The sequence below is a fragment of the Oscillibacter valericigenes genome (assembly GCF_021531435.1).
In the GTDB taxonomy this organism is placed as follows: Bacteria; Bacillota; Clostridia; order Oscillospirales; family Oscillospiraceae; genus Oscillibacter; species Oscillibacter valericigenes_B.
On record NZ_JAFBIS010000008.1, the window covers coordinates 1 to 12,876 of the forward strand.

Sequence of the window (12,876 nt, forward strand, 5' to 3'; positions counted from 1 at the left end):
GTGTGTCCTGCTGACTGCACCCGTGCTCTCATTTTCTACGTTTTGACGATTCAAATTTTTACCCCTGCTGAACAGTTACCTTTTATTTAATATCCCACAATCCCAGTCACTACAACCGATTTGCTCGACTTGTTTCTGATCATCAACGTATAGCTGCCATTCTCCGGGACCTCAATTGTTTTGTCAATGCTGCCTGTTGTCACATTGACATAGTGGTATACTCCATCTGAATCGACTAATCCAAGGTCTACACTGGCATTTTCCGGCGAATAGTTTGCTCGGATCCGGACAGTTTCCCCAGCCGCCATCGAAAAAGCGGGTTTCACTGATACATTGCTGTTCGCCTTTACGGTACAGTCAAGAGTCCCTGTCGCCCGTGCGGTAATTGTCTCCGTTGCTTCAAGTTCTCCTGTCTTCGCACCGAGTTCATCAGTTGCTCCGGCGCTGGTACACAAGCATCCGATTATCATCGCTCCGGTCAATACCATACACAAAAACTTCCGCATCTGCTTCACCTCCCTCTTAATCAGACTCGTCTAACTCTCCAAGTTCTACGGTATCGCCCTCGGTATCACTCAGAATTTCACTTTCCATTTCGCTAAAATTGATTTTATCTGAATTTTCTTTCTCTGTTCCCGAGAGTATACGTACAACTGTAGCGGTCAGGACCACCAATAACAATAAAATTACAATGGCAAACAGCTTGCGCTGTTTACCCTTTCCAAGTTCTGGCTCTCGGTGTTCTTCTTCCAACCGATCTTTTAGAGGAACCTTCTCCGGCTCTTCTGTCGCCGTGTCATCCAGAAGAATTTCCAAAGGGATACTAAATAATTTGCTCAGGCTCTGCAAATTCTCTGTCGATGGTCTTGATGTCCCTGCCTCCCAGCTAGATATAGCCTGTCTGGACACGCACAGCATTTCGGCCAGTTCCAATTGAGACAGTTCTTTTTCCTTTCTTAAGGTTTTTATTTTTTGATTCAATTCCATTTTTTCATCTCCAAATTTAATCAAAATCCCATTAAATGTAAACCGTGTGCGGTTTACATTTAGGCAAGTATTACTTGCCTGCCGCCTTTTTTAGCATTTTTTTAGCTTTTCATACTCTGCTAAGGCATCCACATTTTCTTTTCTGAATCGATCCATTTGCTCAATTATCAGATTGCTGACACTCCGCCTCTTCATATAAGCTATTATACCACGAATGGGCTTCTATGTCTTGAACCACAAGGCTTTTTCTATTATTCAGGATACATTATTTAGAAGACTAACCGTATAACGGTTTACCCGTTCATGCCCTGTATGGGCACAAACGGGTAAACCGTTATAAAAAGGACGGTGTAAGGTGATATCATATCACCCTACACCGCCCTTTTTATTCATCATTTTATGTGCTCTTATCGCAGACACTTAGTCCTTATGCTTCCTGATAAAACAGCATATTACGACCATAATCTGCAGGGCAGTTATACAACATATGAGAGTACAACCCCCAATTTCCCCATTTAGATGTTACGGTGATAGGAGGATTAGACCCGCTACCAGAACCAACATTAGTTACAACTGCAGAATGCAGATACTCTGTGCTTGATGCGCTCATTCTATACACAGCAATATTTCCAGATTTGATTATTCCCGTATTTTCCTCGTAGTAGTCGTCCTCCATAAAATCATCAGGCCAATCAATCCACCACAAGTTAGAACTGGAGCGATTGTACCAAGCATACGAGTGACAATTATACTTTGTTGTAGGTTGTCTTAACGGCTCAAGGCCATACGCATCTCGAACATATTCATTTATTTCTGTACGATCACCTGCGGTCATTTCTGATCTGTCATAATGACACCAACTGCTTGTCACCTGATTTCCACTGGGAGTTCTTGGTAGCGAAACCCTTGTAATTTCAATATTTTGCTGATTCTCCCATTCTTCGCTGTTTTCTTCCAGAGTTATTTCGATTGCTCTTCTGACTACATAGCTCATACCTGACGAACGAGTAGTTTGCTGCTCTTCATAGTATTCTGCTAAACAGAGCATTCCATCTGGTCTACTTTCAAGCTCCTGTAATCCATTAAAACCATTCCGAACAGTCTCGTATCCAAGTTCCTGTGTCGAGAAGGAATCCATATCTGGAAAATAAGGGTAATTGACAACGCTTTCCACGAGAGCTTCTGTTGTCATTTCATTTAGTACATCTTGAGGAATTTGCAGCATTTCGACCTTTTCTGCATGACTCTCTATTGCAAACCATTCATCGGTCCCAGGCTCGATAGGATACTCATACGGTTCGTCAATCGTATATCCCTCATTATTGCTGGAACCTTCGTAAGCGGACGTCTGAAAACTGACCATTGAGGTCATCATTGCAAGTGCAAGGAAACAACTCAATAGACGCTTAAGTTTCATATGCAAGTTCCTCCTTTTATCACTCAAAGGTTCTTCGATTACTTCTTAAACATAAGGGACTTATCTAACATCAGAAACGCGATACCGTCCCTGAATAACCATCGTTGCCCAACCTGGATCACTATATGTGCTTGCTCTACAGCTAAGCATCTCATCATACACACCATCCAGAATAGCTAAGATTCCTTCAGAAAGTCTTGTTTTCACAAGCAAGCTCTTACCTGTTGATGCGTTTGTTACCCCAACATTGTAGGTTTCACTTGAAGATAACGAAGTCGCACCTAAAGCAAGGCACGTTCCATATTCATAAGGGTCATTCTGAAAAGTCTCAAATGAATCTGCGTTCTGACTCTGTGACGCCTCTTCCAAATAAACTCGTTTGGAACAGAAGCGCAGCCAATCATCTGGGCCTACACCAATCTGTGGCAGTGCATCTACTTCATACTCTGTAATTTCTTCAGTAGGTACATCCCAATCAGGAAAAATCTCAGAGAAATGCGGCAGGACCTCTATAATTTCCCCGGTCTCAGCATCCATAACCGCTCCATTGTAACCATCAGCAACCCAGTCTGTGTTATAGATAATCTGTTCTCTAGCCTTCAAAATTTTTTTCTGCATATCGGGCGAAGCTTCGTCAAGTTCAAGATATGCAATATCATTCCCTAACTGCTTTTCGTGATCCGCTTCAGCGGCAGATGCCGTTACCGTTGTACCAATTAACATCATCCAAGCCAACACAACAGAAACAATCTTTTTCACAATTTGCTCCTCTCTTTTTCAAAGTTAGCCTCTTACTTACATTCTGCGGTAACAAGTGGCTGATGGCCTATTAACTTTGAAAGGTGTTACCGATTCATCCGACGGTTCTCTTGTCTCAATATCTCACGATTCCAGTTACTATGACCGATTTGCTCGAATTGTTTCTGATCATCAGCGTATAGCTTCCATTCTCCGGAACCTCAATCGTTTTATCAATACTGCCTGTCTTCACATTGATATAATGGAATACTCCTTCTGAATCAATCAATCCGAAATCCAAGCTGGCATCTTCCGGCGAGTAGTTTGCGCGAATTCGAACAGTTTCCCCTGCTGCCAACGAGAAAGCTGGATTCACTGATATGCTCCCATTCGCTTTTATAGTACAATTAAGAGTTCCTGTTGCCCGCATAATGGCGGTTTCCGCCGTTTCATATTTCCCCGAAATCACATTCACTTCTTCAACAGCTCCGGCGCTAGTACATAAGAATCCGAGCATCATCACCCCGGTCATTACCATACACAAAAACCTGCGCATCTTCTTCACCCCCTTCTTAATCAATTCCAACAAGTGATACTTCTGTTGTTTCCTCGGTAGTATCTATGATCTCGCTTTCCATCTCGTTAAAGGTTAGTGCTTCTGATTTATCTTGGTTTATCCCTCTGTATGACTGTGCGCTGACGGCGAGCAGAACCAGCAGAAAGCCAAAAATTATAATAACAGTAAGTAATTTATACCGTCTGCCATCTTTGCCCTTTTCCTGTTCCAATTCCCCGGTTTCTTCATGCAACTCCGCTACAGGTATCTTCTCCAGCTCTGGCTCCGCTGTTACTGTATCATCCAGGAGCATTTCCAGCGGGACATTATATAGCCTACTCAGACTCTGCAGATTTTCTGTCGACGGTCTCGATGTTCCTGCTTCCCATCCTGTTATAGCCTGCCTGGACACACACAGCACTTCAGCAAGCTCAAACTGGGACAGTCCCTTTTTCTTCCTTAGGACTTTTAATTTCTGAGACAATTCCATTCTCTCATCTCCAAATTTAATCAAAATCCCATTAAATGTAAACCGTGTGCGGTTTACATTTAGGCAAGTATTACTTGCCTGCCGCCTTTTTTAGCATTTTTTTAGCTTTTCATACTCTGCTAAGGCATCCACATTTTCTTTTCTGAATCGATCCATTTGCTCAATTATCAGATTGCTGACACTCCGCCTCTTCATAATATAAGCTATCTTTAGCTGTCCGCTCCATTCGGGCATGATACTGTTCAAAGGTTTCTATAAATTTCTGTCTGTCCTCGTCGCTCTCTAACGCAACCAACAGAACCGCCAGCATAATACCACCCACCCGTTATCTAAGTGCCTATAACTAACTAATTTATAAATGCAGTTGAACCGCAATTCCTCACACCATTTTTTCAAAAATCTTTCATCGTTTTTATTTGAAAGCAAGTTCTCTGATCTGTTATCAGTATAGCACGGCGCATCCCAAATCTCCACGGGGCACACCGTACTGCTATGTGTAGCCGCTACAAGAAGAATCTGGCCGCAAAAATTGCGCCGCATAAACAAAAAAGACAGGCTGAACTTCCAGCCTGTCTTTTCTTTCAAAACGCCTCGAAGCGCTTCCGCATCTCCTCGTCATCGAGCTTGCCATGCTCCGATTGCTCCAACACCTTCATCGCCTCCGCGACAGCGGCGTTCCACTCCTCCACACTGATCTTCTTCCGATTCTTCCTCTGCTTCAGCCGGTTATAGGCTCGGTCATACTCCACCTGAGCCGGGGTGCGGTTTGCCTTGCCCTGGGCCTCTTTCCGGTGTGCGCCCACCTTGCGGCAGGTGCGTTCCGTCTCACCGGGGGCAATGTTGTTGCAGTAGCAGGTGTTATATCCTGCTGTCAGCAGAAAATACTTTCCACAGTTATGGCAGCGGCGGGGTGCGTTGCCCACAGCTAATCCCCGGTAGAATTCCGTCCGCAGGAAGTCCGTCAGGCTGTTGAAGGTGGCCTTCTCCGCTATAAAGATCTCGCCCTCCTTCGTCTGGTGCATCATAGGAACGAAGCTCACCTCCATGGGGAAACTCTGGGTGAAATCCTCGCCAAAAAGATGCGCGGCTACGGAGAGCATCTGGGCGTAGAAGAAGGAGTACGCCTCGGCATAGGCCCCGCTGTTTCTCCGCTTCAGCGGCTCAAAATATTTCTCTGTCATAATGGCGATTTGCTGGCGAAGCCTCATAAGTTCGCTGGCGAAATCCGCCAGGGCAATGATCATTCCCTGGTAAAGCGCATGGCCCTCTGAAGCCGGGTCCTGCACCTGTGCCCACTTCTCTTCGTCCGCAAGGAGCCGCTCTAAGGTGTGGTAATTGCTCTCCTCATCCATCTTCAATTCCCGGTACACTGGTAATGTAAACACAACATCCCAGACAGCGTTCAGCTTCTCCTGTGCGGAGGCTGCGGCGCTGTCTGTTTTTTCTGCCAAGAGTGCCTGAGCGGCCGGGACAAACTCCCTCACTCTCCGATTAATTTCATGGAGAACTTGCTCATCCAAGTTCATGATATCCACGCAGCACTGTCCGATAGGAACATCCCTCTCTCCAACAAAAACATGGTCATCATGAAAGAACACTGTGAATTGGTCGTAGGTGTAGGTGAATGGTATCTCTATGCGCTCCATCTTTTCTTCCATAACATCCCCCTTGTACCCGATAGAGAATCGACATTTACCCGAACGCGCCCAAATCCATTGAAGCGGCTTCCTGAGTATGTTACCCTCAGCGTACCAGATAAAAAGCTAAAAATCAATCACAGGGAGGTAACAGACATGAAGGAATCCTCGTACAAAAGTTATGACGAGCTGCCGCTGTTCCTGAATGCGGAAACAGTAGCAAAGGTGTTGGGTGTGTCACCAAGTAGTGGGTACGAGTTGATGCACGAAGATGGATTCCCCACGCTAAAAATCGGGAACCGCATCGTGGTTCCCAAGGAACAGTTCATCCGATGGGTATCGGAGCATACGGGAGGCAGCGCATGAAGCATACTCGCAAAGGGAACTTTTTCTCTCTGCCTAACGAGGTGTTCCTCCTGGGACTGAGCCCCGGTGAGTTGGCGGTGTACAGTTACCTGCGGCGGTGCGAAAGCCGCAAAACGCACCAGTGCTGGCCCAGCTACAAAACCATCGGCGAGGCAGTTGGGATGAGTGAGAACACGGTACGCAAATACACGCTGCGGTTGGAAGAACGCGGTCTCATCACTACGGAACCGACTGAGGTCACCACCCGGAATGGACAAAAGCGCAATGGGAACCTGCTCTACACCATCCTGCCGATCCAGGAAGTCATCAACCATTCCTACGAGCGGCAGATGGTGAAACTGGAGGAGGTCACGGAGCGTCAGCAGGTGGCGGAGGAACTGCGAAAACAAGGCCGTGTTCGCCCCTGTGAGCCGCTGTGTGCGCTTCCTCGGGGCTGAGTGGAGTCCCAGCCCCTGCAAGGGTTTTTGAGGCGGTTTTCGGGAGCCTTTCACGACTCTTCGGAGGACGAAAGGACAAGCGGGATAAAGAACAGGCGTCAAGTGTGGCGCTCTGTTCAGTCACTTCTGCCCGCAGTGCGGGCAGTTACGGGGGTTTTCGGGGAGTTCCAAAGTGGGGTCAAAATCGAAAGGGCGCTATCACTTCTGCGGTCGTCATCCCCGAAAGCCTACAACCACAAAGAAAAAATGGGGGTCATGCCCTGGAAAGGAATCATTTTGAGCAAGAAAGAAAAATTCGCTCTCTACCTGACGCCGGAGAAAAAGGCAATTTTGGAGAAGCGGTATCAGGAGGACGGCAGCCGCAGCATCACCGGATTCATTGAGCGGGCCATTGATTTCTACCTGGACTATCTCAGTGCCAACGACGCCGGGCTGTTCCTCCCAACCTCCATCCAGTCCTATCTGGACGGTCGGGTGGGTCAGTTGGAAAACAAAATGGCGTTGCTGGTCTACAAACAGGCGGTGGAGTTGGATATGCTCTCCGGGATCATCGCGGACAGCTTTCAGTTCAGCGAGGAAGAACTGCGCCGACGCCGTGCGGAGAGCGTCCGGAATGTGAAGCAGACCAATGGCCGCATCTCGTTCGAAAAACGGGTGCGGGAATCTGTGAAGGATGATGACGGATGGCAAGGCTGATCGTCAAGAGTCCGTACATCAAGTGTGGAGGTGGACACTCAGCAGGCGGCTACATGCGATACATCGCCACCCGCGAACGAGTAGAGTTGATTCAGGATGACCGCCCTCCCACTCGAAAACAGGAGCAGCTTATCGTAAAACTGGTGAAGGATTTTCCTGACGCAAGGAAGCTGGATGAATATGCTGACTACCAGGAGCATCCCACCAAGGCCAACGCCTCGACGTTCATCTCTCAGGCGTTGGAGGAAAACTGGAGTGACGTTCAAAAATCAGATGGCTACATGAAGTACATCGCAACGCGGCCGAGAGCGGAACGGCTCGGCTCTCATGGGCTCTTCGGTGACAAAGATGGTGTGGAGCTGGACAAGGCCATGGCGGAACTGGAGAACTACACGGGAAACGTATGGACGCACATCATCTCCTTGAAACGGGAGGACGCAGAACGACTGGGCTATGACAATGCCGGGGCGTGGAGAAATCTTCTCCGCGCCCACCGCAACGACATCGCCGCCGCCATGAACATTCCGCCCCAGGACTTTCGTTGGTACGCGGCATTTCACGATGAAGGCGACCATCCCCATGTGCACATGATGGCGTGGTCCGTAAAACCCGGGCAGGCGTATCTGTCTCAGGACGGCATCCGGCAAATCAAATCCAAACTCACCAACGACATCTTTCAACAAGAGATGCTGCACCTCTATGAGCAGAAAACTGTTTCCCGTGACCAGCTGGTACGGGAAGCGCGGCAGGCCATGCGGGAGTTGGTTCGGCAGATGCGTAACAGGATCTGCGACCACCCGGAGGCGGAGCGTCTCATGCAGGAGCTGGCACTCCAACTGGAAACGGTCAAGGGGAAGAAGTCCTACGGCTATCTTCCCAAGAAGCAAAAGGCTCTGGTGGATGAAATCGTGGACCAGATGGAGCAGCTCCCTACCGTGGCCGAGTGCTACGAAAAGTGGTGGCAGCTACAAAGTCAGGTGGAAGATTTCTATTCTGAGAAGGAGCGGCACCGCCCGCCGCTGTCACGGCAGAAGGAATTCCGCCAAATCAAGAATGCGGTCATTCAGGAGGCGAAGACTATCCGGCTGGGAGAGATCACCTTCGAGGATGATGCCCTGCGGCAGAGTGATGAGGTGGATGAAGATGAAAATGGGCCCTGGGACTTCTGGACGCTGCGCATGGATATACAGGATGAAGGCTCTTCACTGGCGGAGCGGGATGATGCCGTGGAGAGTATGCGGGAGCTGGCAGAGAACGGCAATGTTCGTGCTCAATACTTCATGGGAAAGCTGTGCCGAGATGGTCCGTTGCTGCCGCCGGACTGGGTGATGGCCCGGTACTGGTTTGACAAAGCGGCGAAGCAGGGATACGCTCCCGCCCAGTATGCTCTGGGAAAGCTATATCTCTCTGATGATGCCAGCGTCCATGATTCCGAGCTTGGAATCCAGTGGTTGGAGCACGCCGCCTACAATGGAAACCACTATGCATCCTACCGTCTGGGCAAAGAATATCTGAAAGGCGAATCGGTAAGAAGGGATATCCGCAAGGCCATGGATCACATCTACACATCCGCCCAGGCTGGAAATCCTCATGCGCAGTATCTGCTGGGGAAGCTACTGCTCCAAGGCAAGGTGATTGAGCAGGACAAGGATGCGGGTATCCAATGGCTAACCCAGGCGGCGGAGCAGGGACACAGCTATGCGCAGTGCCTTCTGGAAAGGCAAAGGGCTTCGATAGCGTCGGAGGTTTTCCTTGCGGTGACGAGGCTGCTCCACCACATGGCGAACGTCTTTCAGGACAAGTCCCTGCCGCAGAGCGGCACAGGGCTCATCCATGCCGACCGCAAACTCCGTGAACAACTGCGAGAGAAGCGCCTCGCCCATGGTCACAAGGAGAATGACCATGAGGAACAGCAATATGGCGGTTGGAATATGACCATGAGGTAGAGGTTATGCCTACGTTTTGATGCCGGGGTCAAAAGGGTATTTTGAAATTGACGGTTGTGCATGGTACACAAAATCAGGCCCAACTTCAGCCTGCTTTGGCCGGCATTTGAGGCTTAATTTCGAACCATTTTTGTGCATATCAACATTTCAAAATCTAAAAACGTCCTTTTGACCCCAACCTCACGTTTTATCACAGACCACGTTGTTGCTTTCGTAGAATATTCTCTGGCATCCAATCTTTTGTTGGCTTTCTGTTTGCTCTTCCGCTATTGTGTGTTTGCAAAAATCAAAATGGAGGAGTGTGACAACTGATGGTCAGCGATGCCAACATTGCGGTGCATGAAATGCGATGCAAATCAAAGAATAAAACCCCTGGGAGGTGAAAGCAAATGGCAAAACGCAGAGCAAATGGAGAAGGTAGTATCCGCAAACGGTCTGACGGAAGATGGGAAGGGCGGTATACGGCAGGCTATGATCCTGAGACTGGAAAACGTATCGTAAAAAGTGTTCTTGGTAAAACGCAGGCAGAGGTAAAGGAAAAACTCCGGAAAGCTCTGGAGGAAACCCGTGAATTGGATATTATCCGCTCAGATGACTACACCGTGGGAGAGTGGGTGCAGACATGGTTTGAACTATACTCCAAACCCAATGTCCGGCCTTCCACAGCAGCGTATTACCGGCGGTTCATCGACTGCCACGTCATTCCATACATCGGACACATCAAACTGAACAAGTTGACTGCCAGGGACATTCAAAAACTCTATAACGACCTGAAAGACCATGGTCGGGTACGAGAGGTTCTGAAAGCGAAGAAACCTGGTCTGAGCAGTTCCTATGTGCGTGGACTTCACATGATGCTCCACAACTGTTTTGAACGTGCCAGAAAAGAACGGCTCATCATGCGCAATCCCACCGAAGACTGCATCATACCCAAAATAGAGAAAAAGGAAATGAAAATTCTTCGGCAGGAAGATATCGGTGCGTACCTCAAGGCAGCCGATGCCCGTGGAATGCTTCCCATGTTCTTTCTGGAACTGACCAGCGGTCTACGAAAGGGGGAACTGGTGGCTCTGCTCTGGAGTGACCTGGATATTGAGCACAAAACGCTGTCAGTGTCCAAACAGGCGGTTCGTGCCGAGGGCGGTGCTATCAAGGTGTCACGGCCCAAGACAGCGACATCTGTCCGAAAAATCTCCATCCCCCAGGAAGCAGTGGACTTGCTGGTACAGGAGCATAAGAAGCATCCGGACAATCCCTATATGTTCCCTTCCCCCAAGACCGGAGAGATGTGGTTCCCCGATTCCGTGGTCAACCTTCATAGAAAGATCCTGAAAGACGCAGGTCTGGAACAACTTCGTTTCCACGATCTCAGACACACCTTCGCGACCATGGCGCTTCAAAACGGTGTCGATGTAAAAACAGTATCCAGTATGCTGGGCCACTACGACGCAGGCTTCACCCTGAGCGTCTACGCCCATGCCACCGACAGAATGCAGGAAGAGGCCGCGGAAAAGATGGGCAGTTTCATGGTACAGTCCATGTAAACCCTCCCCACAGAAGCAGAGAAAGCACCGGAAAACTCCGGTGCTTTCTGCGTTTCGCTCCCGTGTGGGTCAAACGCGGGGCTTGCGCATGTGCTCAGACTATTTCAATTTCAAAAAATTGATTCGTAATCAGCGCATTGTGGGTCAAGCACAGAAAATGAGGGGCAGAAAACAAGAACATTTTAGAACGAAAAGCACCCGAAAACCGCCGTTTTCGGGTGCTTTTGGAGCTGGAAATCAGACTCGAACTGACGACCTGCTGATTACGAATCAGCTGCTCTACCGACTGAGCTATTCCAGCTTATCAACTTGTACGCGGGGTGATATAGAAATTACGAATCAGCTGCTCTACCGACTGAGCTACAGTAGCATAATATTCAAGCACGCTAGATGATACCACATTTTTTCCTCAGCGTCAACACCCATTTCGCGCGGAGAAATCCGGTCGATATACGCTCTTGTTTTGCATATTACTATTTGTATAGTTGCATGATCTCTTGCATTCTTTTGGTGTGTGGCTTTTCCCCGTTCGTAAATTTTTCGTTCGGTCCTGCAAAAAAACGACGATATTTCTCGATATTTTTCTATATAATCCGAAAATTATTTTCCTGTTTATTCCATCTATCTCGATTCTTTTTTCATATATTCAATTTACATAAAACAATTTATAACATCCTTCTACAAGGAGTTATTCACATTTTCCACACAGTTTTCCACATCTGATTTTTCTTTTTATTTCAACATTTTAATTAATTTTATCCAGTTTTTTACATCCTCTGTAACAGGGATTTCACAGCCATCTTTTCTCTCGTTCAAAATTTACATAAAAATATATCCCGCAGTCCTTTATCCATTTTTCTACGTATTTTCCCTCCTCCAACAGCTTTTTACTGAAATCCCTCCGCATTTTCATCGAAAAAGGAAAGTTCCTTCCCAATATTATGCAAAGATAGTATCCAGCCATGCACAAAGGGCCGCATTTATACAGAGGGAGCAAGCCGATTCCGCGGCCTGCTCCCTCCCATTCTTTTATACATTCTGTCAATCGGCAATATCCCGCGTGGCGTAAGCATTCAGTTCCATCCCCGCCGTGTGGCCTGCCAGGTACTCGTAATACCCCTGTGCGCCAATCATGGCGCCGTTGTCGCCGCACAGCTTCAGCGGCGGCAGATACAGCTTGCAGCCCTGTTTTTCGCAGGCCCGCTCCAGGTCTCCCCGGATGACGGAGTTGGCCGCCACGCCGCCGGCGGCCGCCATGGTCTTGTAGCCGGTCTGCTTCAGGGCCTCCATGACCCGGGGCACCAGGGTATCGCTGACGGCCTGGGCAAAGTCCTTCGCCAGCGCCGCCCGGTCCAACTCCTCTCCCACCTGCTCCTCGTGGTGGGCCAGATTCACCACCGCCGTTTTCAGGCCGGAGAAGCTCATATCCAGCGGCGCGCCGTCTACATGAGCGTGGGGCAGCTTGTAAACGCCGCCCTCAGACCCCTTCGCCAGGTCGTCCAAAGGCTTGCCGCCGGGATAGGGCAGGCCCAGCACCCGGGCCGCCTTGTCGAAGCACTCCCCCGCCGCATCGTCCCGGGTGGCGCCCAAGATGACCATGTCCGTGTAGTCCCGCACATCCACGATGAGGGTGTTTCCGCCGGAGATGGCCAGCGCCAAGAAAGGCGGCTCCAGCTCCGGGAACGCCAGGTAATTTGCGGCGATGTGGCCCCGGACGTGGTGAACGGGGATGAGGGGCACGTTCAGGGCGTAGGCCACAGATTTTGCAAAGCTGAGCCCCACCAGCACCGCGCCGATCAGTCCGGGGGCGTAGGTCACCGCCACGGCGTCAATGTCCGCCCGGGTACAGCCCGCGTCGGCCAGTGCCTTTTCCGTCAGGGCGGCAATGGCCTCCACATGCTTCCGGGAGGCGATCTCCGGCACCACGCCGCCGTACAGTGCGTGCATATCCGCCTGAGACGCAATGGCATCGGACAGCACACGCCGCCCGTCCTCCACCACCGCCACGGCGGTCTCGTCACAGGAGGATTCAAAAGCCAGAATTTTCAACTTATGTCACTTC

General features: G+C 49.4%; 14 protein-coding genes and 1 tRNA gene. 5 read left to right on the forward strand and 10 right to left on the reverse strand.

All coding sequences use genetic code 11. The annotated features are described in order from the left end of the window. Nucleotides 1-86: 86 nt before the first annotated feature. The 8 genes from JQM68_RS05830 to JQM68_RS05865 form a co-directional block, all read right to left on the reverse strand. Complete coding sequence (locus JQM68_RS05830; RefSeq protein WP_235222057.1) at nt 87-506, reverse strand: hypothetical protein; 420 nt, start codon at nt 504-506, stop codon at nt 87-89. A 16-nt stretch (nt 507-522) separates the two neighbouring features. After that, the gene (locus JQM68_RS05835) at nt 523-987 is read right to left on the reverse strand and encodes a helix-turn-helix domain-containing protein (RefSeq protein ID WP_235222058.1); all 465 of its coding nucleotides are present in this window, start codon (nt 985-987) and stop codon (nt 523-525) included. A gap of 427 nt (nt 988-1,414) precedes the next feature. After that, a complete protein-coding gene (locus JQM68_RS05840) occupies nt 1,415-2,404 on the reverse strand; it encodes a hypothetical protein (protein WP_235222059.1) in 990 nt (329 codons plus the stop codon). Nucleotides 2,405-2,464: 60 nt separating this feature from the next. Next, a complete protein-coding gene (locus JQM68_RS05845) occupies nt 2,465-3,163 on the reverse strand; it encodes a hypothetical protein (protein ID WP_235222060.1) in 699 nt (232 codons plus the stop codon). 115 nt (nt 3,164-3,278) lie between these two features. After that, complete coding sequence (locus JQM68_RS05850; RefSeq protein ID WP_235222061.1) at nt 3,279-3,728, reverse strand: hypothetical protein; 450 nt, start codon at nt 3,726-3,728, stop codon at nt 3,279-3,281. Next, the gene (locus JQM68_RS05855; RefSeq protein WP_235222062.1) at nt 3,715-4,188 is read right to left on the reverse strand and encodes a helix-turn-helix transcriptional regulator; all 474 of its coding nucleotides are present in this window, start codon (nt 4,186-4,188) and stop codon (nt 3,715-3,717) included. Before JQM68_RS05855 ends, JQM68_RS05850 begins: the two co-directional genes overlap by 14 nt. A 160-nt stretch (nt 4,189-4,348) precedes the next feature. After that, complete coding sequence (locus JQM68_RS05860) at nt 4,349-4,498, reverse strand: hypothetical protein (RefSeq protein WP_235222063.1); 150 nt, start codon at nt 4,496-4,498, stop codon at nt 4,349-4,351. A 271-nt stretch (nt 4,499-4,769) separates the two neighbouring features. Beyond that, complete coding sequence (locus JQM68_RS05865; protein ID WP_235222064.1) at nt 4,770-5,639, reverse strand: DUF6076 domain-containing protein; 870 nt, start codon at nt 5,637-5,639, stop codon at nt 4,770-4,772. 342 nt (nt 5,640-5,981) lie between these two features. Between JQM68_RS05865 and JQM68_RS05870 the strand changes: the two genes are divergently transcribed. The 5 genes from JQM68_RS05870 to JQM68_RS05890 all read left to right on the forward strand — a co-directional run bounded on the left by JQM68_RS05870 (nt 5,982) and on the right by JQM68_RS05890 (nt 10,814). Next, nucleotides 5,982-6,191, forward strand: coding sequence for a helix-turn-helix domain-containing protein (locus JQM68_RS05870; protein WP_235222175.1), 210 nt, complete (start codon nt 5,982-5,984; stop codon nt 6,189-6,191). Continuing rightward, nucleotides 6,188-6,628, forward strand: coding sequence for a helix-turn-helix domain-containing protein (locus JQM68_RS05875; protein ID WP_235222065.1), 441 nt, complete (start codon nt 6,188-6,190; stop codon nt 6,626-6,628). The genes JQM68_RS05870 and JQM68_RS05875 overlap by 4 nt, the downstream gene beginning before the upstream one ends. Before the next feature lie 276 nt (nt 6,629-6,904). Continuing rightward, nucleotides 6,905-7,324, forward strand: a complete 420-nt coding sequence (locus JQM68_RS05880; RefSeq protein WP_235222066.1) for a hypothetical protein — start codon at nt 6,905-6,907, stop codon at nt 7,322-7,324. Then, a complete protein-coding gene (gene mobP3, locus JQM68_RS05885) occupies nt 7,312-9,270 on the forward strand; it encodes a MobP3 family relaxase (RefSeq protein WP_235222067.1) in 1,959 nt (652 codons plus the stop codon). Before JQM68_RS05880 ends, mobP3 begins: the two co-directional genes overlap by 13 nt. A gap of 389 nt (nt 9,271-9,659) precedes the next feature. Beyond that, entirely contained in the window at nt 9,660-10,814 is a 1,155-nt protein-coding gene (locus tag JQM68_RS05890; protein WP_235222068.1) for a tyrosine-type recombinase/integrase, read from the forward strand. 225 nt (nt 10,815-11,039) lie between these two features. Here the strand turns inward: JQM68_RS05890 and JQM68_RS05895 are convergent. Together JQM68_RS05895 and tsaD are read right to left on the reverse strand one after the other, a co-directional pair. Beyond that, nucleotides 11,040-11,115 (reverse strand) — tRNA-Thr (locus JQM68_RS05895). Nucleotides 11,116-11,855: 740 nt separating this feature from the next. Then, nucleotides 11,856-12,863, reverse strand: a complete 1,008-nt coding sequence (gene tsaD, locus JQM68_RS05900) for a tRNA (adenosine(37)-N6)-threonylcarbamoyltransferase complex transferase subunit TsaD (RefSeq protein ID WP_235222069.1) — start codon at nt 12,861-12,863, stop codon at nt 11,856-11,858. Nucleotides 12,864-12,876 lie beyond the last annotated feature (13 nt).

Coding starts and splice junctions, on each gene's coding strand:
- JQM68_RS05890 (WP_235222068.1), top strand. CDS start 9,660: ATGGCAAAACGCAGAGCAAATGGAGAAGGTAGTATCCGCAAACGGTCT.
- JQM68_RS05830 (WP_235222057.1), bottom strand. CDS start 506: ATGCGGAAGTTTTTGTGTATGGTATTGACCGGAGCGATGATAATCGGA.
- JQM68_RS05840 (WP_235222059.1), bottom strand. CDS start 2,404: ATGAAACTTAAGCGTCTATTGAGTTGTTTCCTTGCACTTGCAATGATG.
- JQM68_RS05860 (WP_235222063.1), bottom strand. CDS start 4,498: ATGCTGGCGGTTCTGTTGGTTGCGTTAGAGAGCGACGAGGACAGACAG.
- JQM68_RS05855 (WP_235222062.1), bottom strand. CDS start 4,188: ATGGAATTGTCTCAGAAATTAAAAGTCCTAAGGAAGAAAAAGGGACTG.
- JQM68_RS05835 (WP_235222058.1), bottom strand. CDS start 987: ATGGAATTGAATCAAAAAATAAAAACCTTAAGAAAGGAAAAAGAACTG.
- mobP3 (WP_235222067.1), top strand. CDS start 7,312: ATGGCAAGGCTGATCGTCAAGAGTCCGTACATCAAGTGTGGAGGTGGA.
- JQM68_RS05870 (WP_235222175.1), top strand. CDS start 5,982: ATGAAGGAATCCTCGTACAAAAGTTATGACGAGCTGCCGCTGTTCCTG.
- JQM68_RS05875 (WP_235222065.1), top strand. CDS start 6,188: ATGAAGCATACTCGCAAAGGGAACTTTTTCTCTCTGCCTAACGAGGTG.